At 32.1% G+C, this 19,071-nt stretch carries 14 protein-coding genes; 8 read left to right on the top strand and 6 right to left on the bottom strand.

Going from position 1 to position 19,071, the window contains the following annotated elements; genetic code table 11:
• Nucleotides 1-181 precede the first annotated feature (181 nt).
• From H0I32_RS07470 to H0I32_RS07450, 5 genes are all read left to right on the top strand, one after another.
• Complete coding sequence (locus tag H0I32_RS07470; RefSeq protein ID WP_179312301.1) at nt 182-1,798, top strand: aspartate:alanine exchanger family transporter; 1,617 nt, start codon at nt 182-184, stop codon at nt 1,796-1,798.
• 183 nt (nt 1,799-1,981) lie between these two features.
• Nucleotides 1,982-2,644: a succinate dehydrogenase cytochrome b subunit gene (locus tag H0I32_RS07465; protein ID WP_173587462.1), complete on the top strand. Its 663-nt coding sequence runs from the start codon at nt 1,982-1,984 to the stop codon at nt 2,642-2,644.
• Nucleotides 2,645-2,656: 12 nt separating this feature from the next.
• Complete coding sequence (locus H0I32_RS07460) at nt 2,657-4,669, top strand: fumarate reductase/succinate dehydrogenase flavoprotein subunit (protein ID WP_173587461.1); 2,013 nt, start codon at nt 2,657-2,659, stop codon at nt 4,667-4,669.
• Nucleotides 4,670-4,679: 10 nt separating this feature from the next.
• Nucleotides 4,680-5,426, top strand: a complete 747-nt coding sequence (locus H0I32_RS07455) for a succinate dehydrogenase/fumarate reductase iron-sulfur subunit (RefSeq protein ID WP_173587460.1) — start codon at nt 4,680-4,682, stop codon at nt 5,424-5,426.
• A 112-nt stretch (nt 5,427-5,538) separates the two neighbouring features.
• Nucleotides 5,539-7,311, top strand: coding sequence for a MutS-related protein (locus tag H0I32_RS07450; protein ID WP_179312303.1), 1,773 nt, complete (start codon nt 5,539-5,541; stop codon nt 7,309-7,311).
• Nucleotides 7,312-7,369: 58 nt separating this feature from the next.
• Here the strand turns inward: H0I32_RS07450 and H0I32_RS07445 are convergent, their stop codons facing one another.
• The 5 genes from H0I32_RS07445 to rplU all read right to left on the bottom strand — a co-directional run bounded on the left by H0I32_RS07445 (nt 7,370) and on the right by rplU (nt 14,036).
• A complete protein-coding gene (locus H0I32_RS07445; RefSeq protein ID WP_179312305.1) occupies nt 7,370-8,383 on the bottom strand; it encodes a phytase in 1,014 nt (337 codons plus the stop codon).
• Nucleotides 8,384-8,387: 4 nt separating this feature from the next.
• Nucleotides 8,388-11,222: a TonB-dependent receptor gene (locus tag H0I32_RS07440; protein ID WP_179312307.1), complete on the bottom strand. Its 2,835-nt coding sequence runs from the start codon at nt 11,220-11,222 to the stop codon at nt 8,388-8,390.
• A gap of 156 nt (nt 11,223-11,378) precedes the next feature.
• Complete coding sequence (locus H0I32_RS07435) at nt 11,379-12,911, bottom strand: tetratricopeptide repeat protein (protein ID WP_179312309.1); 1,533 nt, start codon at nt 12,909-12,911, stop codon at nt 11,379-11,381.
• 181 nt (nt 12,912-13,092) lie between these two features.
• Nucleotides 13,093-13,353, bottom strand: coding sequence for a 50S ribosomal protein L27 (rpmA, locus tag H0I32_RS07430; RefSeq protein WP_173587455.1), 261 nt, complete (start codon nt 13,351-13,353; stop codon nt 13,093-13,095).
• Between the two features lie 41 nt (nt 13,354-13,394).
• Nucleotides 13,395-14,036 (bottom strand): 50S ribosomal protein L21, encoded by a 642-nt coding sequence (gene rplU / locus H0I32_RS07425; protein WP_179312311.1) that lies wholly within the window; start codon nt 14,034-14,036, stop codon nt 13,395-13,397.
• A 289-nt stretch (nt 14,037-14,325) separates the two neighbouring features.
• On the opposite strand from rplU, the gene H0I32_RS07420 reads away from it, so the two are divergent.
• Nucleotides 14,326-15,645 carry a M16 family metallopeptidase gene (locus tag H0I32_RS07420; protein ID WP_173587453.1) on the top strand — a complete coding sequence of 440 codons (1,320 nt, stop codon included), beginning with the start codon at nt 14,326-14,328 and terminating at the stop codon, nt 15,643-15,645.
• Between the two features lie 19 nt (nt 15,646-15,664).
• Complete coding sequence (locus tag H0I32_RS07415) at nt 15,665-17,722, top strand: M16 family metallopeptidase (protein ID WP_179312313.1); 2,058 nt, start codon at nt 15,665-15,667, stop codon at nt 17,720-17,722.
• 196 nt (nt 17,723-17,918) lie between these two features.
• Here H0I32_RS07415 and H0I32_RS07410 read toward each other — a convergent pair whose 3' ends face one another.
• Nucleotides 17,919-18,149 carry a DUF3781 domain-containing protein gene (locus H0I32_RS07410; protein WP_217363244.1) on the bottom strand — a complete coding sequence of 77 codons (231 nt, stop codon included), beginning with the start codon at nt 18,147-18,149 and terminating at the stop codon, nt 17,919-17,921.
• A gap of 315 nt (nt 18,150-18,464) precedes the next feature.
• Here H0I32_RS07410 and H0I32_RS07405 point away from each other — a divergent pair, with 315 nt between their 5' ends.
• On the top strand, nt 18,465-19,004 hold the full coding sequence (locus tag H0I32_RS07405) for a cation transporter (RefSeq protein WP_179312315.1): 540 nt from the start codon (nt 18,465-18,467) through the stop codon (nt 19,002-19,004).
• The last annotated feature ends 67 nt before the right edge of the window (nt 19,005-19,071 follow it).

Genomic DNA, 19,071 nt, shown 5'->3' with positions numbered 1-19,071 from the left:
AGTTGAGGTTGAAATTAAATATAAAAACTTACTACAACGTATTCGTTCAATGTTTACAGGGGATTCAAGAATAAAAATTTAATTATTATTTGTGGTGATGACCTATAAAGTGATATTAATCATAAAATTGAATTGAGCAACCGTATACTTTTGTTCAGCTAAATAAAAATAGTTATTGAATATGGGATTTATTTCAGAATTACTCACCAAAGACTACTTTGTATTATTCCTAGTTATTGGCTTTGGGATTGCGCTTGGTAATGTGCGAATAAAGGGAATTAGCTTTGATACTTCGGCAGTTATCTTTGTGGCTATTTTCTTTGGGTATTTATATAATTTTTATGGCGTAAATTTTAGTATTCCACCGATTATACAGAGTGTAGGTTTAGTATTGTTTATTTACACAATTGGTATGCAAGCTGGGCCTTCGTTTTTTAGTTCATTTAAAGAAAATGGAGCAAAACTTATTCTGCTTGCAGGAATTAGTGTCATAGCTGGTGGGCTTACTGCTATATCTATTTCTTATTTGTATGATGTAGATATGAACATGATGAGTGGTTTGCTAACAGGTGCATTAACTTCTACACCGGGTTTGGCAGCATCTATAGAAGCTTCAGGGTCACCGTTAGCATCCATTGGTTATGGTATTGCATATCCGTTTGGTGTTTTAGGAGTTATTTTATTTGTAAAGCTTGGGCCTTTATTATTTAAAGTGAATATTAAAACTGAAGAGAAGAATTTTGAAGAGATATCAAAATCAAGTACACCTCCAGTAATTAATAAGAATTTAATTATTTCTAATGAAAATGTAAACGGGAAAACGATTAAAGAATTGAGAATACGTTTTATGACTAAGGCGAATATTTCTCGTATAATGAAACCTAATCAACTTCCGTTCTATCCAACACGTGATACTATTTTAGAGACAGGTGATATTATAAAAGCAGTTGGGACTGTCAATGCATTAAGTCGTATAGAGCTATTGTTAGGTAAAGTTACTGATATAGAAATACCACGTAGTGGCAAATATGATATTAAGTGGTATGTTGTTAGTAATGATACTGTGGTTAACAAAACAATAAAAGAACTTAACCTTTTTGAAAATTACTCGGCAACCATCACACGTATAAGAAGAGCTAGTATAGATTTAGCACCTCACCCTACAACTCGAGTTAAATATGGTGATAAAGTTTTAGTATCTTCTTCTAAGGGTAATGTGTCAGCAGTAACACAGCTTTTTGGTGATAGTTTAAAAAGAATAGGAGAAACAAGTTTTTTACCTGTTGCATTTGGTATCGCTATCGGTGTAATACTTGGTTTTATTGCTATTCCATTAGGAAGTATGCATCTTAAATTGGGTTTAACAGGGGGTGTACTTTTAGCATCAATATTTTTAAGTTGGAAAGGTAAATTTGCTGGTGTAATTTGGAATTTGACAGGTCCTGCAAATCAAATATTACGTCAATTTGGACTGTTGTTATTTTTAACTCCCGTTGGCTTAAATGCAGGACAAAGTTTGGTTTCAGCCATTCAAGAGCATGGGGTTGTTTTATTTCTATATGGAGCAATTATTACATTAGTGCCAATGATTATAACAGTTATTGTAGGTCGCTTTTTTATGAAGATTAATTTCTTGTCTATTTTAGGTGCTTTAACAGGTGGAATGACATCAACACCGGGTTTAAGTGCTGCGGATTCTATGACAGAATCTGAAGCCCCTCAAATTGCTTATGCTGCAGTTTATCCTTTTTCATTGGTCTTAATTATAATAATTGCCGAAATAATGGCAGTGTTGTAATTGATAGAGCGTGTTCTAAAGTGTTGTATTCATTGATTTTATGATGTGTTCAAGAGGAAGACTAACAATGGTATTGAAGGCTAATTAAATTGATTCTAAATAAATTATTTATAACACGGTGAAGTTGTCAAAAACCCATTTGCTGTGTATCTTTGTTAAACATAAAAACTAATCAAATCAACAATGAGCGGAATTCTAAATTCGTCGATAGGAAGAAAGATTGCCATGGCACTTTCTGCGTTATTCCTAATTTTTTTCTTAATTATTCACTTAGCAGTTAACATTACGTCAGTTTTTAGTGCTGACTTGTTTAACGAATTATCTCATTTTATGGGAACCAATCCGTTAGTACAATTTGCGCTACAACCCGTTTTAGTTTTCGGAGTGATTTTTCACTTTGTACTTGGGTTTGTTTTAGAAGTGAGAAATAGAAAAGCTGTAGGGAATATTAGCTACAAAAAAAATAATGGAGCAGCAAACTCATCATGGATGAGTAGAAACATGATTTACAGTGGACTTGCTATTTTAGCATTTATTGTACTTCACTTTATTGATTTTTGGGTTCCAGAAATTAACCATAAATATATAGAAGTATTACCAGAAGATCCAACAAGATACTTTGGTGAGTTACAACATAAGTTTGTTCCAATATGGAGAGTTATAGCATATGTAGTAGCTTTTGTCTTCTTATCATTACACTTAATGCACGGATTTACTTCTTCTTTACAGTCAATGGGAGTTGCTTCTAGTAGAAAGAAATTCTTTAAAAACTTTGGGTTAGCATATTCAATTATCATTCCTTTAGGTTTTGTTATCGTAGCATTATTTCACCACTTTAACCATTAATCTTAAATATATATGGCTTTAGATTCAAAAGTACCAGAAGGTCCAATTAAAGATAAATGGACAACTTATAAAGATAATATCAATCTTGTAAACCCTGCAAACAAACGTCATATCGACATTATTGTAGTAGGAACAGGATTAGCTGGAGGTTCTGCAGCAGCAACTTTAGCAGAATTAGGATATAACGTAAAAGCTTTTGCTTACCAAGATTCACCTCGTAGAGCGCACTCAATTGCGGCTCAAGGTGGTATTAACGCAGCAAAAAATTACATGGGAGATGGTGACTCTAATTACCGTCTTTTTTATGATACTGTAAAAGGTGGAGATTACCGTTCGCGTGAAGCAAACGTCTATCGTTTAGCTGAGGTATCTGGTAATATTATTGACCAATGTGTTGCTCAAGGTGTTCCTTTTGCACGTGATTATGGTGGATTATTAGATAACCGTTCATTTGGTGGTGTATTAGTATCAAGAACGTTTTACGCTAAAGGACAAACAGGACAACAATTATTATTAGGAGCTTATTCTGCAATGAACCGTCAGATTGCTCGTGGTAAGATTGAGATGTTCAACCGTCACGAAATGTTAGATGTTGTAAAAGTTGATGGAAAAGCAAGAGGTATTATTGCTCGTAATTTAATTACAGGAGAAATAGAACGTCACTCAGCTCACGCCGTAGTTATAGCAACTGGAGGTTACGGAAATGTATATTTCTTATCAACCAACGCTATGGGTTCTAATGCAACTGCAGCTTGGAAAATACATAAAAAAGGAGCCTATTTCGCAAATCCTTGTTTTACACAAATTCACCCAACGTGTATTCCACGTTCAGGAGATTACCAATCTAAATTAACGTTGATGTCAGAGTCATTACGTAATGATGGTAGAATTTGGGTTCCTGCAAAATTAGAAGACGCTAAAGCAATACAACAAGGAAAATTAAAACCTACTGATATTGCAGAAGAAGATAGAGATTACTATTTAGAACGTCGTTACCCTGCTTTTGGTAACTTAGTACCACGTGATGTAGCATCTAGAGCAGCAAAAGAACGTTGCGATGCTGGTTATGGTGTTAATGGAACAGGAGAAGCTGTATATTTAGATTTCGCATCTGCTTTTGTACGTTATGGTAAAGAGCAAGCAAAGATTCATGGAATTAAAAATGCTTCTGACGCAGAAATTAAAAAATTAGGTCAAGGAATTATAGAAAGTAAGTATGGTAACTTATTTCAGATGTATGAAAAAATCATCGCTGAAAATCCATATGAAACTCCAATGATGATTTATCCTGCAACACACTATACAATGGGTGGTGTTTGGGTTGATTATAACTTAATGACTACTGTTGAAGGTTTATACTGTATTGGTGAAGCTAACTTCTCTGATCATGGTGCAAACAGACTTGGTGCTTCTGCTTTAATGCAAGGTTTAGCTGATGGTTATTTTGTATTACCTTATACAATTGGTGATTACTTATCTAATGATATTAGAACAGGAAAAATTTCAACTGAAACAAAAGAATTTGATGAAGTTGAAAAAGAAGTAAGAGATAGAATAGAATTCTTTATTAATAATGAGGGAACTAAGTCTGTCGATCATTTCCATAAACGTCTTGGGAAAGTAATGTGGGACAAAGTAGGAATGTCTAGAAACGCAAAAGATTTAACGGAAGCTATGGCTGAAATTAAAGCGATTCGTGAAGAATTCTGGAAAGAAGTAAAAGTTCCTGGTACTGCAAACGAAATGAATGTAGAATTAGAAAAAGCGGGTCGTGTTGCAGATTTCTTAGAATTAGGAGAATTATTTGCTAAAGATGCTTTAGAAAGAAACGAATCTTGTGGTGGACACTTTAGAGAAGAGTCTGTAGAACTAGATGGAGAACAAAAAGGAGAAGCAAAACGTAACGATAAAGATTACGCTTTTGTATCAGCTTGGGAATACAAAGGAGAACCAGCAGATGCGGTTTTACATAAAGAAGAATTAGAATTTAAAGATATTGAACTAAAACAACGTTCATACAAATAAGATTGACATTATGGATTTAACACTTAAAATTTGGAGACAAAAAGACTCACAAGATAAGGGTCAAATGGTCGATTATAAAGTAACTGATATTTCAGAACATATGTCTTTCTTAGAAATGATGGATGTTTTAAATGAACAATTAGTAAATACAGGTGAAGAGCCTGTTGCTTTTGATCATGATTGTCGTGAAGGAATTTGCGGAATGTGTTCTTTATATATTAACGGTGAAGCTCATGGTCCTGACCGTGGAATCACAACTTGCCAGTTACACATGCGTATGTTTAACGATGGTGATACTATTACAATTGAACCATGGAGAGCAGCAGCTTTTCCTGTAATTAAAGATTTAATTGTAGACAGAATGGCTTTTGAGCGTATTCAACAAGCAGGTGGTTATATTTCTGTAAACACTTCTGGTAATACACAAGATGCTAACTCACTTCCTATTTCTAAACACGCAGCAGACGAAGCTATGGATGCAGCAACTTGTATTGGTTGTGGTGCTTGTGTAGCGAGTTGTAAAAACTCTTCTGCTATGTTATTTGTAGGCGCTAAAGTATCTCAATATGCTTTATTACCTCAAGGACAAGTTGAAGCTGCAGATCGTGTTAAAAACATGGTAGCACAAATGGATCTTGAAGGTTTTGGTAACTGTACAAACACTGGTGCATGTGAGGTAGAATGTCCTAAAGGAATTTCTTTAGAAAACATTGCTCGTATGAACCGTGAATTTATGTCAGCAAACATTAAAGGTTAAGATTAAAACCTAATTTCTTCTCAACAGAAGACGTTAAATGATATATAAATCCCAAGCATAATTATGTCTTGGGATTTTTTCTTTTCTTATATTTCAATTTTATTATAGACTTATGCAAAATCCAGCGTCTTTTTACAAAGAACAACTAGAAATAAATCAAGCAGCTTCTAAACAAATATTTAAAAAGCTTAGCTTATATAGTATACTTAGACTTACCATTTTTGTACTTGTAGTAACAGGAATTTATTTTACCTATCAGAACTGGCAAATCGCTGCAGGAATTGCTTTAGTTGGTATTGCTTGTTTTTTGTTTCTATTAACTCGCTATACAGATCTAAAATCGAAACGAAACTTACATAAAAGGTTAATTGCTATTAATGAGGAAGAATTAAAAATAGCAAAAGGTGATTTTTATGAAAGAGCAGATGGGGAAGCGTTTCAAAACCCTAAACACTTTTTTAGTCTAGATATCGATTTATTTGGTAAAGGATCTTTCTTTCAATTTATGAATAGAACAGCACTTAAAGAAGGTGCTCAGAAATTGAGTGAAAATTTACTTTCTAACGATATAACTAATATCAAAGAGCGACAAGAAGCTATAAACGAATTAGGAGATTTACCAAAATGGAGACAAAATTATGTTGCTGTAGCTCAAGGCGTGGAGATAGAGCATTCTGCAACGTCAATAATTACCTGGTTAAAAGAATATAAACCTTTTTTAGGTAAAACACAGTATATTTTAACCATCGTATATGCTATGGCATCGGTTGTACTTTTAGGCTTAGGAATTACTGAAATTATATCGATTTCTATAGCCGGTTATTGGTTGCTGTTAGGTTTAGGGATTACAGGTCGTTATTTAAAACATATTAATAACCTTTCACAACATACGGAACGCGCAAAAGACACTTTTAGACAATATGCATTGTTATTAAAAGCGATTGAAACCACAGAATTTACTTCTAAATTATTAAAAGAAAAGCAAAAATTAATTCAGTCTGAAGATGTGAAAGCTTCTGAGATATTTTCAAAATTCTCAAAGGTTTTAGATGCTTTAGATAATAGAAACAATTTGATCTCTGCTGTTTTTGGGAATGGATTTCTTCTTATTGATATTAGAAATAGTTTTAATGTTGAAAAATGGATTTCTAAATATGGACATAAAGTAGATGATTGGTTTGAGGTTGTTACCTTTTTTGATGCCTTTAATAGTTTTGGTAATTATGCCTTTAATCATCAAGATTTTACTTACCCAATTATAACGGAAGATCCGGTGACTATTTTAGCAGAAGGTTTAGGGCATCCGTTATTAAATGCAGAAAAACGTGTAGATAGTGATTTAGAGTTAAAAGAAGAACAATTTTTCATTGTTACGGGTGCAAACATGGCAGGGAAAAGTACGTTTTTAAGAACTATAGCGCTTCATATCGTTATGGCTAATGTTGGACTACCAATTTGTGCAAAACAAAGTAAATACAAGCCTATTAAGTTAATTACAAGTATGCGAACTACAGATTCATTAACCGATGATAGTTCGTACTTCTTTAGTGAGCTTACACGCTTAAAGTTTGTGGTAGATACCATTGAAAATGATAAAAATTATTTTGTTATTCTAGATGAAATTCTAAAAGGAACAAACAGTACAGATAAAGCAATTGGCTCTCGTAAGTTTGTTGAGAAATTAGTGAAACAAAACGCTACAGGTATTATTGCAACCCACGATTTAAGTCTTACTGAAATTGAAAAAGAATTAGTAGCCGTAAAAAACTATTATTTTGATGCCGAAATTATAAATGATGAGCTCTTCTTCGATTATAAATTAAAGCAAGGTGTTTGCCAAAATATGAATGCCAGTTTCCTACTGAAGAAGATGGAAATTATATAAATTAAAAACCCTTTCTTAAAGATATAAGAAAGGGTTTTTAGTAATTATGTGTTTGCTTTTATTTCAATTTTAAAGCATCTACAGCATGATAGAAAAAGTCTTTTTCATCATTCATAGATACAAATAAACCATTAGGGAATTTTTTTCCTAAGGACGTCGTTACAATATCACAACCATCCGTTTCTAACGTTCCTAGATTTAAGGTTTTAACATAGCTATTATCACTACGTTTATAAAAGTTAAAACTATGATCTTGTTGGTTAGAGACTATAATAAAACCTTCACCATTTGGGTAAGTTGCTATAGCAATACCTTCAATGTCCTTTTTAAAGTTTTCACCACCAAATAGCGAAATCTCTTCATTTCCCATTTTAGGATCTGCATATATTTTTCTAATGCCAACACCTTCATCAGAGCAGTACACAAAACCTAATTCATCATCTACAGCAATAGCTTCGATTTCTTTTTTTCCACTAAATTTGCCTACTTTTCTTAAAAGATTAGCATGAATACCTAAAGAATCAGATTCTAAACTATACTGGTGTAAATAACCTTCTACAGGACCATTTTTTCGACTTACAAATACAGAAATAGCTTCTGTTTTAGGATTTTTATATATAGAAACTCCCATTGGTCGTTTCATTTCTACATCGGTTTCCTCAGTAAATACTTTAAATCCGCCATTATCTAAAGGTGTCATATCTGGAATAGAGTACATACGTATTTGATGTTTTTCTCTTTCTGAAAATACCATAATATCCGTTTCTGTAGAGTCGTTAATTTTAAATCCGTATTCTACATCGACGTTATTAGGATAAGCAATTCCTGTTAGACTTTTTTCTTTGATAATTTTTCCATCTAAGTCAAACGCATAAACACCGCCATTAACTTCGTCTTTATTGGTACCGAAAACAATACTTTGCTCAGGGTTTTCTTTGTTAATCCATATTGCAGGATCATCACTATCGTGTGGTAATTTTTCGGTTATTAAAGTTGGTGCTATTTCTGGTAAACCGTTTCCACATGAAACAATTACCATAGACATGATACTTAATATTATTACTTTCTTCATCTTCTTATTTTTTAAATAGGTCATATTTTAATCCTACAGTTAAACGCTTTTCGTAGTACTCCATTTGCATTGTTCTGCCTTTTACACCTTGGTAATAACGTAACGGTTGGTTGGTAATGTTGTTTAAATTAACATACATACTTAAGTTACTGCTAAGTGCAATGTTTGCATTGAAATCTAAGAAAAACTGCTCGTCATAATAACGATCTTCAAAAGCATTTCCGCCAATTTCATCGATGTAAGAATCTGAGTAATTAGTAGATATACGTAAACTGAATTTTTTTCCTGCATAACCTAAAGAAGCATTGTACATGTTAGGTGATGTTTGTGGTAAATCTAAGTCTAAACGCTCTTCACCATCTTCATTTCTAATTCCGTCTGTACTAGAAGTAAGGTATGTATAGTTTAAATACACACTAAGGTTTTTAGCAAAACCAGGTAGGAAGTCTAAACGACGTTGGAAAGAAAATTCAGCACCTAAAACAGAAGCATCATCACCGTTTAATGGTTGGTAAACTTCATAACCGTTTTCATCTTCTGATTGAAAAGTGTAAACAAAATCTTGAATATCTTTATAAAATACACCACCAGAAATAATACCTACAGACTTAAAGTAATGTTCTGCCATAATATCAAAATTCATAGATGTTGTAGGATTAAGTTCAGGATTTCCTAAAAATATCTCTTCATCTTCATTGCTTATTTCACGGTAAGCTACTAAATCTACATAGTTTGGGCGCGCTAAAGTATTTGTCCAAGCAAATCTTAATATCGTGTTGTCATTAATATCATATTTTAAATGCACACCTGGTAATACGTTAGTATAAGTGTTTTTATCTTTCAACGTATTAATTCCTGAAACATCACCATCTGTATCAAAAACTAACTCGCTACCTTCACTTTCAATAGACGTATGTTCTACTCTTATACCAGCTAATATGCTGAATTTGTCTGATAAATTTTGAGTTAACATCACGTAACCAGCATATACATCTTCATTGACGTCAAAGTTTCCTGTAATGTATTCTTCAGGAAGATCTTCACCTTCAAATAATTCTGTATTGTAAAGGTCTAGGTTCCCGATGAATTCTGGGCTAGCAAAATTTCCTATTTGATATTGGCTACCTGCTAAGAAATCTGAATTAGTATAGTTTCTTGTTGGTACCATTCCTAATAAATCTAAAGCACCTGTTTCATCTCCATATTCTGTAAAATCATTGTCTCTATTTTTATTCTTAATTCTAGTTTTTGCACCAATTTTTAAGAACCCTTCGTTGCCTTCAATTAAAGATAATGGCAAACGTGCATTTACAAACAAGTTGAAATCTTTCTCTTCAGTATATTGATTTTCTTCAGTTAATTCACCAAATTCAAAATCTTCAAAACTACCTTCTCCAGTTAATGGCGTGTATAATGGCTTATCTTCATTGTTGTTAAATGTAATTCCGTATTCGCTTTCGTATTCTAAATAACGTTCGTTTAAGCGTTCTTCAGAGGCTTTAGAGAAAGACGCGGTCCAATCTAATTGCATATCACCAAATAAGTGCTCACCACCTAAACTGTAGTTTTGCATTCTTTGATCTTCTAAACGTGTGTTTTGGTTACGGTCGCTATTAATACCACCTTTAGACTGACGTTTAGCTTCTACAAGAAAGCTAGTTAGGTTTCCATCAGCATCTACAGAGAAATCTCCTGCTCCGATATCTTCACCATCTAAAATTTCGTGTTCTAATCTAAATCTATTTTCTCTGTCATCTCTCCAGTTATAGATAGATTTGAAGAAAATAGTATTGTTTTCGTCTAATTTATAATCGAAATTAGCAGAAAAACTTCTTCTAATACGTTGTACTTGGTATTCTCTAATTTCAAATACATTGGCGTAAGGATTAACATCTACTTCTAGAAGATTGTCTTCATCTCCTGCATTATATTCAAATTCGTCAGTCCATTCTGCTTCTACATTATGACTACCAAAATCGTTATCATTAACAGATGCAGCTACTACCCAACCAAATTTGTCGTTTTTAGAGCGATCACCAACTAAGAAAGAACCATTTAAAATTCTTTTATCTGAAATAAAGTTGATACCAGAACCAGCTGTTGCAGATAAACGGAAACCTTGAGGTGATGTTTTGGTAATTAAATTTATTGATCCACCAAGCGCATCGGCATCCATATCAGGAGTTACTGCTTTATTAACTTCTATAGTTTGAATCATATCTGATGGAATTAAATCCATCTGTACATTTCTATTATCACTTTCTGCAGAAGGAATTCTACTTCCGTTTAAGGTTACCGAATTTAATTGTGGTGATAATCCACGTATAATAACGTTTCTTGCCTCACCTTGATCCATTTGCATGGTAATACCAGGAATACGTTTAATAGCATCTCCAATATTTGAATCTGGAAATTTACCAACTTGGTCTGTAGAAACAATGTTTGTAATATTTTGTTTGTTCTTTTGAGTGTTTAATGCTCTAGATTGTCCGCTTAGTCCAAATCCAGAAATTAATACTTCGTCTAAACTAGTGTCTTCAGAATTTAATGTAAAATTAAGAGTTACAGTTTCATTTGGTTTTACAACAACCGGATGTGTAATGTCTGCATAGCCTAAATACTCTATAGTAATATTGTAGTTACCTTGAGGTATGTTTACTAAGGTATACTTACCATTAAAATCAGAAACAGTTCCTTTGTTTATAGTTACTATTGAAACGGTAGATCCAGGAACTGTTAGTCCGTTTTCATCGGTTATGATTCCTTGGATATTTCCATTTTGTGCATATCCCAAAATCGGTAATGCTAATAAGAGGAATAGATTAAAAAATTTTTTCATTTTAGGTTGGTTTTGTTTTTTACAAAACTAGACTTAAGCACTATTTTTTAGCGAAAGTATGTGTTATCAAAAAGTAACAAAACCTAGTAAAATAGGCATATATAAGAGCAACATTTACATTAAGATAACATTGAAAAAAGATTAAGGATATGTAGTTTATAAATGGAGTAGAAATACCAAAAGATCGTCTTTAGAATCTATTGGTAATTTTTTTCTAAGTCTATATCTCGCAATTCTTACACTGTCTGGTGTAATATGAAGAATATTTGCAATTTCTTTAGAGGATAGATTAAGAGTTAAAAGCATGCTTAATCTCGTTTCTGAAGCAGAAAGTTGTGCTAATGCTACTTTGGTTAAATTTTCAAAGAAATTAGGTTGTATTTGACTGAAGTAACCCATAAGTTCTGTCCATTCATTTTGGTTAGCTAAATCGGCTTCTATTTCTTTTGATATAGCTATTAACTTCGTTTTTATTAAGGTGATGTTTCTGTCTTTTAATTTTGAAAGTGTCTTAGACACATCAGAAAGCATCTTGTTTTTATGAGCAATATTTAAACTGTAATTAGTTAGTGCAGATACTTTAATTTCTATTTCGTGCTTTAAAGATGTTTCTTGAGCTATTTTTTTATCTAGGTCAACCTGAAGTAATTGTTGTTTGTATTCTAAAATGTGTTTCTCGTGTTTCCTTCTTTTTTTCCAATAAATCAGCCCACCTATTAATCCTAAGATTATAAAAGCAGCACTTATTACAATGATATACTGTCTCACTTCTGTAATCTGCTTTTGTTTGTTTAGTAATAGTAATTCGGCTTCTTTTTCCTTTACAGCATAAAGTACTTCCATAGTACTAACGACTTCTATATTCTTTCTCTTTAATTCTTGTTCGTTTACTATACTTTGGTTGTTGAGGTATTTATAGGCTAATTCATAATTACCCATGTCAGAGTAAGTTCTGGCAAAGTCTTTATAAGCACTCTCTATTTGTGAGCTGTTGTTTGTTTCTTTTGCTAATTTTAAAGCTTCATTAGTGTATTTAAGCCCTTTTTCAAAATAACCATTTTTGCTATTAGCATCTCCTTTATTATTAATAATGTTTATTTTGATATCAGAATTACTGTTTTTAGCATACCCATATGCTTTTTTGAAATAATTATATGCGGTATCAAATTGTTCTAAATCTTCGTAAATACTCCCAATGTTTTCATTAGTTATAGCTAAACCAGTACTGTCTTTTAAAACCTGAAACGTTAACAAGCTAATGTTTTGGTATTCTAATGCTTTTTTATATTCCCCTTGTTTTTCGGCAATGCTTCCTAACAAAGCATGAACATTTGCAATACCTTTATTGTAATTAAGTGTTTTTGAAATTTGAAGACTTTTTGAGGCGTGGTTTTTAGCGTCATCAAATTTCTTTAAATCTAGATTTATTCGCGCTAAAGCATTTTCTACATAGACATAACTAGTGTCTTTTGTTTTATAAATATTACGAAAATCTTGATAATATTTTATAGCCTCACTAAATAGACTTAGTTGGTAAAAGAAATCACCTAACTTAAGGTGCAACTGTGCTATTTGTGTAGAATCTTGTGAGAATTTTGCTTTATGTAAGCTCTGTTTTAATTCATAAAGCTTTACGTCGAGATCTTTCAGTTCTCTGTTTGTGTTTTGTGCGTGAGATGTTATTCCCAAAGCACAGAAGATAAAAACAATAAATTTCAATTTAAGCAAAGCAACATCTATTTAGATAACTTGTAAAATAAAGCGATGTATATTAATTGAATGGTCTTGTTTTGTGAAGATAATGTTATATAATAAAAAAAGCGTCTAATATAGAATTAGACGCTTTTTAATGTTTTAAGAAAAGATGTTCTTAAGCCTCAAAAGGCTCTATAGAAACGTAAGATCTGTTATCTTTTTTCTTAGTAAATTTTACTAAACCATCAACTTTAGCATGTAAAGTATGATCTTTTCCTTGGTATACGTTCTCAGCTGGGTGATGAGTATTACCACGTTGTCTTAAAATGATATTTCCAGCAATAGCAGCTTGTCCACCAAATATCTTTACGCCTAAACGTTTTGATTCTGATTCTCTACCATTCTTCGAACTACCAACTCCTTTTTTATGAGCCATGATCTAAGGTTTTATTTTGTTAATATTAATGTAGTTGAAAATTACTTTTCAATTCCACCGTCTAATCTGTCTTGTAATTCTTTTAACTCGTCCCACTTACCATCTGCAGCTAATTTAGCTTGTTTTGGCCAAGTATCAGTAACGATGTGAGATAATCTAGAGCTAGCTTCAGAAAGGATGTTACTCAATTCCTCAGGTTTAGCTTCTGCAACTTTAGCAAAAGTATCTAAACCAGCGTTAACCAATGCTTCAGCAGCTTTTGGTCCAGCACCTTCGATTTTCTTTAAGTCATCAGCTTTACCAGTTGCTTTTTTAGCTTTTGGTGCTTCTGCTTTTTTAGTTTCCTTCTTTGGAGCAGCTTTTTTTGCTCCAGAAGCAGTAATACTTTCAATTACGATTTCAGTTAAAGATTGTCTGTGTCCGTTTTTTACACGGTAACCTTTACGTCTTTTCTTCTTGAAAACTATTACTTTGTCACCTTTAAGGTGCTTTAAGATTTTTGCACTAACTTGTGCTCCATCTATAGCTGGGGCGCCTAAAGTAATATTGTCACCATCACCTATTAAAAGAACATTGTCGAAAGAAACTTCCTGACCTTCTTCTATAGCTAAACGGTTAACAAAAACTCTTTGGTCTTTTGCAACTTTAAATTGCTGCCCTGCTATCTCTACAATTGCGTACATAGCGTAACGTTTTTATTAATTTGTTTATTAAAAATAATGCTTTCTTCTCAGAAAGCGGATGCAAATATACTCCTAATTTCTTAATTTACAAACGTTTTGAGTATTTTCAAAATGCTTTAGTGTTAAATAGATAAATATGAGCGATATTATTGGTATTGATTGGTTTAAGTCTTCGTGTTTTTAGATGTTATTATGCTCTAAAGTAAAATCATTGTTTATTTTTGTGAGACTTATGTAACAAATTACAATAAGTATAGACCAATACGTAAACATTTTAAACAAAACTACAATGAAAAACTATTTACTGGCTTTGGCTTCTTTGTTGTTATTTAGCCATCAGGCTATAGCACAAAAAGTTGAATTTGAGGAATTTGATCTAGACAATGGATTACATGTTATTATGCACAAAGATAATACAGCGCCTGTTGTTATAACATCTGTAATGTATGATGTTGGAGGAAAAGATGGTGACCGTGCTCGTACCGGATTTGCACACTTTTTTGAGCATTTATTATTTGAAGGATCAGAAAATATTGGTCGTGGAGAATTTATGAAAATTATCCCTGCAAACGGAGGTACTTTTAATGCTAACACTTCTCAAGATAGAACTTATTACTACGAGATTTTTCCTTCTAATAAATTAGAATTAGGATTGTGGTTAGAGTCAGAACGTATGTTACACCCGGTTATTGACCAAATAGGTGTTGATACACAAAATGAGGTTGTAAAGGAAGAAAAACGTCAAAGTATGGATAACAGGCCTTATGGTGGTTTATTAAAAGCAATTGGTGAGAATCTTTTCAGTGCACATCCTTACAAGGATCAAAACATTGGTAAAATGGAGCATTTAGATGCTGCAACCTTAGAAGAATTTAATGCGTTTTTTGATAAATATTATGTACCAAACAATGCTGTATTAGTAGTAGCGGGTGATATTGATTATCCTAAAACTAAAAAAATGGTGCAAGATTATTTTAGTGCTGTTAAAAAAGGACCTGAAGTAGTGCGTAACTTTCCAAAAGAAGCACCTATTACTGAAACTAAAAAAGCTATAGCTTACGATAAAAATATTCAAATACCTGCAATTATTGCTGCTTACCGTTTGCCTGGTCAATCAACCAGAGATGCTTATGTGTTAGATATGATATCTACTTATTTAAGTGCAGGAAAAAGTTCAGTACTTCAAAAAAAGTTAATGGATGAACAAAAACAAGCTTTAGGTGTACAAGCCGTTAATATCGGTCAAGTTGATTATAATATTTTTGCATTATTTGCTTTACCATTAGGTGATGTTAGTTTAGATACTTTATTAGCAGAAATGGATGAGGAAATTGTAAAAATTCAAGATGAATTAATTAGTGAACGTGATTACGAAAAGCTTTTAAATCAATACGAGAATAACTTTGTAAGTTCTAACTCTAGTGTTGCTGGTATTGCAAGTTCTTTAGCAACATACTATTTATTGTATGGTGATGTAAATATCATTAATAATCAATTAGAGACTTATAGATCTATAACAAGAGAAGATATTCAAGCAGCAGCTAAAAAGTATTTAAGTCCAAACCAACGAGTAGAAATTCAGTATCTACCAACAAAAGACGAACAATAATATGAAAACAGCATTTAACATGAACACTAAAATAGTAGCGTTTTTCGCATTATTTATAATGACTATTAGTGCCAATGCACAAATAGATAGATCTCAACCACCTGTGGCTGGTCCTGAACCAGAAATTTCAATAGACAAGCCAGAAGAGTTTACCTTAAAGAATGGATTAAAAGTACTTGTGGTAGAAAACCACGTTTTACCAAGAGTATCTTATTCTTTACGTATAGATAACAGTCCAATTGCAACAGGTAAAAAAGCTGGAGTAGAAAGTTTAATTGGAAGTATGTTAGGTAACGGAACAACAACAATTTCTAAAGACGCATTTAATGAAGAAATAGATTTCTTAGGTGCAAGTTTAAATATAGGAATTAGTGGAGGTTTTGGAAGTTCACTAACGAAGTACTCAGACAGAATATTAGAATTAATGGCTGATGCAGTGATTAATCCTCTATTAACTGAAGAAGAGTTTGATAAAGAAAAAACAAAATTAATAGAAGGTCTTAAATCTGATGCAAAAAGTGCAGATGCTATTGCGGGTAGAGTTGGTTCTGCTTTGGCTTACGGAACAAAACATCCTTACGGAGAGTTTGTGACAGAAGAAACTATAAATAATGTTTCTTTTGGTGATGCCGTTGCATTTTATGAAAAAAACTTCAATCCTAATAATGCATATTTAGTTGTTATTGGTGATGTAGAGTTTAAAGATGTTAAGAAGAAAATTAAAAAATACTTTAAAGATTGGACTAAGTCTGTAGATGTAAGTACTACGGTTCCAAAACCTAGTCCTAATGTACAGTACACACAAATTAATTTTGTAAATGTACCAGACGCAACACAATCTAATATTTCTCTTACTAATAATGTAAATTTAAAGATGAATGATCCAGATTATCATGCAGCTTTAATTACTAACAACATCTTAGGTGGTGGTGGAGAAGGTTATTTATTTAAAAACCTTAGAGAAGAGCATGGTTACACTTACGGAGCTTATTCTCGTTTAGGAACAGATAGGTATGGTGCATCTCGTTTTAATGCAACTGCTAAAGTTAGAAATGCAGTTACTGATAGTGCTGTAGTTGAAGCTATAAAAGAAATCAATAGAATTAAAACTGAACCTGTAGATCCACAGTTATTAAAAGATGCTAAGGCAAAATACGTTGGTAATTTTGTAATGGCTTTAGAGCGTCCGCAAACAATTGCTAGTTATGCTTTAAACATTAAATTAAATGATTTACCTGAAGATTTTTACACAACTTATTTGCAAAAAATAAATGATGTAACAGTTGAAGATATTCAGCGTGTCGCTAACAAATACTTCAAGACAGATAATTTAAGAATTGTAGTAGTAGGTAATGGTGCAGATGTATTAGATAATTTAGAGAAAACAGGAATTCCAATTATGTATTTTGATGAGTATGCAAATGCTACTGAAAAACCTGTATTTGATGTTAAGTTACCAGAAGGTGTAAATGCCAAATCTGTAATGAATAAATACATTGATGCTATTGGTGGTAAAGACAAAGTTGAAGCTTTAAGTTCTATTTTATTAAAATATGAAGCTAGTGCAATGGGGTCTACTATTATTAGTGAAGAAAAACGTATGGATGGTAAACTAGTACAGACCATTTTCATGAATGGAAATCCTATGATGACAGTTTTAACTACACAAGAAGTTGTGACTATGAACAAAAATCCACTTCCAGAAAATATGGTTGCTGATATGAAGGCTTTAGGTGGTTTATTTACAGAATTAAATTTATTAAATTCTGATAATTCAAAAATCACTAGCATTGAAGAAGTAGAAGGTAAAGATGCTTACAAAGTTCAGGTTTCTGGAGAGGTAGTTTCTTTAGCTTATTTTTATGATGTTGAAACAGGACTTAAAGTAAAAGAAGTACAAACGACTTCTATGCAAGGTCAAACTCAGAGTCAAGAAGTAGTTTTAAAAGATTATAAAGACTTCGAAGGAGTTAAGTTCCCAACAACTAGAGAAGGTTCTCAAATGGGACAACTGATCGTTTATAAGCTTTTAGAAGCTAAATTAAATTCAGGTGTAACAGCTGCTGATTTTAAATAATTAGAATAACATACATGTTTAAAAAAGCCGAAGTGAAAACTTCGGCTTTTTTTTATATCTAATCCTTTGAGTTCTTAATTATATGCCATGCTAAATTAACTCATGTAAATCTACGAACCGGTAGATATTTATAAAGAATATTTTAAATGATCACTTATAAATAAATTAATTATTCAGTTTATCCGCTGTAATTATTCTATGTGTAAAAGGAATTAATTGTTAGTCTAATCTTTCTTTCGGTATTTGTTATATAAATATTTTTGCCTTTTTTAATAAATTCAGATTCGTTAGTTTCTAATAGAATTTCAGAAATCAATGTTTCAATTTTATCTTTAGAAAGTTCTAAATTCAACTTTTTATTTATTCTACCGTAAACAAGTTCTGTGTAACAAATTTTGTTTAAAATATCTTTTTTGTAAGTGTTCATTTGTTAGTTTTTATTGGTAAATATATGTCAATTATAGAGTTTGCTTTGTTCTATTAAAACAGATAATCATCCGTTTTAAATTTTTAACTTGAGATTTTTTCAATGTCCGCGAACTCCTTTCAGATGAAATTTTAATTTGTTTTTGTTAGTCTTCATCACTTTAATAAAATAGTTAGATCACTTTATTGGTTATAACGATTTTAAATAAAGGTTTTTTATGTGAAATTAATATAAATGAGTCATAAAATTCGTTAATTATCACCTATGAAAGGGCAATATTTATTAGTTTTAGCCAAAATTTAATTAGTTAATTCAATGAAGACATTAAGAATAACAGGTTTAGTAGCGATTATGGCTTTTGTTTTTACATCTTGTAAAAATGAAACACAGCCAGAAGTGAAAACAGTAGAGGTAGCAGCAACAAAAAAAGAAGCTACTAAAACTTTAGATCCAAATGCAACTTATGCTAAAGTAGAATTTGGAATTGAAGGAATGACTTGTGCAATGGGTTGTGCTAAAGCTATTGAAAAGAAAATGGCTAAAATGGATGGTGTAAAATCTGCTAAAGTTGATTTTGATAAACGTCTAGCTATGGTTGAGTATGATGAAGCTAAAGTAACACCTAAGTCTTTAGAAGAAACAGTTGGTAAAGTTGCAGACATCTATAAAGTTAAAGACATGCATAAAGTTGATGCTTTTGGTGGTGAAAAAAAAGCTTGTAGTGCTGACTGTAAAAAAGAATGTTGTGCAAATAAAACAGAAGCTGATAAGAAAGCCTGTTCTAAAGATTGTAAAAAAGAATGTTGCAGCAAGGATAAAAAAACAGAAGAGAAAACTGAAGAAAAAGCTAAGTAGTTAGTTTTACAAAAAACACATATAGAAAAAACGCAATCCGAAAAGGGTTGCGTTTTTTTATTTAACT

The organism is Winogradskyella sp. HaHa_3_26 (assembly GCF_019278425.1).
Classification (GTDB): Bacteria; Bacteroidota; Bacteroidia; order Flavobacteriales; family Flavobacteriaceae; genus Winogradskyella; species Winogradskyella undariae.
The sequence above is the reverse complement of the archived record's forward strand: the minus strand, read 5'-3'. Positions and strand labels throughout refer to the sequence as shown.

Bases quoted from the DNA above. Each gene is read 5' to 3' on its own strand.
- H0I32_RS07460 (WP_173587461.1), top strand. From the start codon at position 2,657: ATGGCTTTAGATTCAAAAGTACCAGAAGGTCCAATTAAAGATAAATGG.
- H0I32_RS07420 (WP_173587453.1), top strand. From the start codon at position 14,326: ATGAAAAACTATTTACTGGCTTTGGCTTCTTTGTTGTTATTTAGCCAT.
- H0I32_RS07465 (WP_173587462.1), top strand. From the start codon at position 1,982: ATGAGCGGAATTCTAAATTCGTCGATAGGAAGAAAGATTGCCATGGCA.
- H0I32_RS07415 (WP_179312313.1), top strand. From the start codon at position 15,665: ATGAACACTAAAATAGTAGCGTTTTTCGCATTATTTATAATGACTATT.
- H0I32_RS07470 (WP_179312301.1), top strand. From the start codon at position 182: ATGGGATTTATTTCAGAATTACTCACCAAAGACTACTTTGTATTATTC.
- H0I32_RS07455 (WP_173587460.1), top strand. From the start codon at position 4,680: ATGGATTTAACACTTAAAATTTGGAGACAAAAAGACTCACAAGATAAG.
- H0I32_RS07405 (WP_179312315.1), top strand. From the start codon at position 18,465: ATGAAGACATTAAGAATAACAGGTTTAGTAGCGATTATGGCTTTTGTT.
- H0I32_RS07445 (WP_179312305.1), bottom strand. From the start codon at position 8,383: ATGAAGAAAGTAATAATATTAAGTATCATGTCTATGGTAATTGTTTCA.
- H0I32_RS07410 (WP_217363244.1), bottom strand. From the start codon at position 18,149: ATGAACACTTACAAAAAAGATATTTTAAACAAAATTTGTTACACAGAA.
- H0I32_RS07440 (WP_179312307.1), bottom strand. From the start codon at position 11,222: ATGAAAAAATTTTTTAATCTATTCCTCTTATTAGCATTACCGATTTTG.
- rplU (WP_179312311.1), bottom strand. From the start codon at position 14,036: ATGTACGCAATTGTAGAGATAGCAGGGCAGCAATTTAAAGTTGCAAAA.
- rpmA (WP_173587455.1), bottom strand. From the start codon at position 13,353: ATGGCTCATAAAAAAGGAGTTGGTAGTTCGAAGAATGGTAGAGAATCA.
- H0I32_RS07450 (WP_179312303.1), top strand. From the start codon at position 5,539: ATGCAAAATCCAGCGTCTTTTTACAAAGAACAACTAGAAATAAATCAA.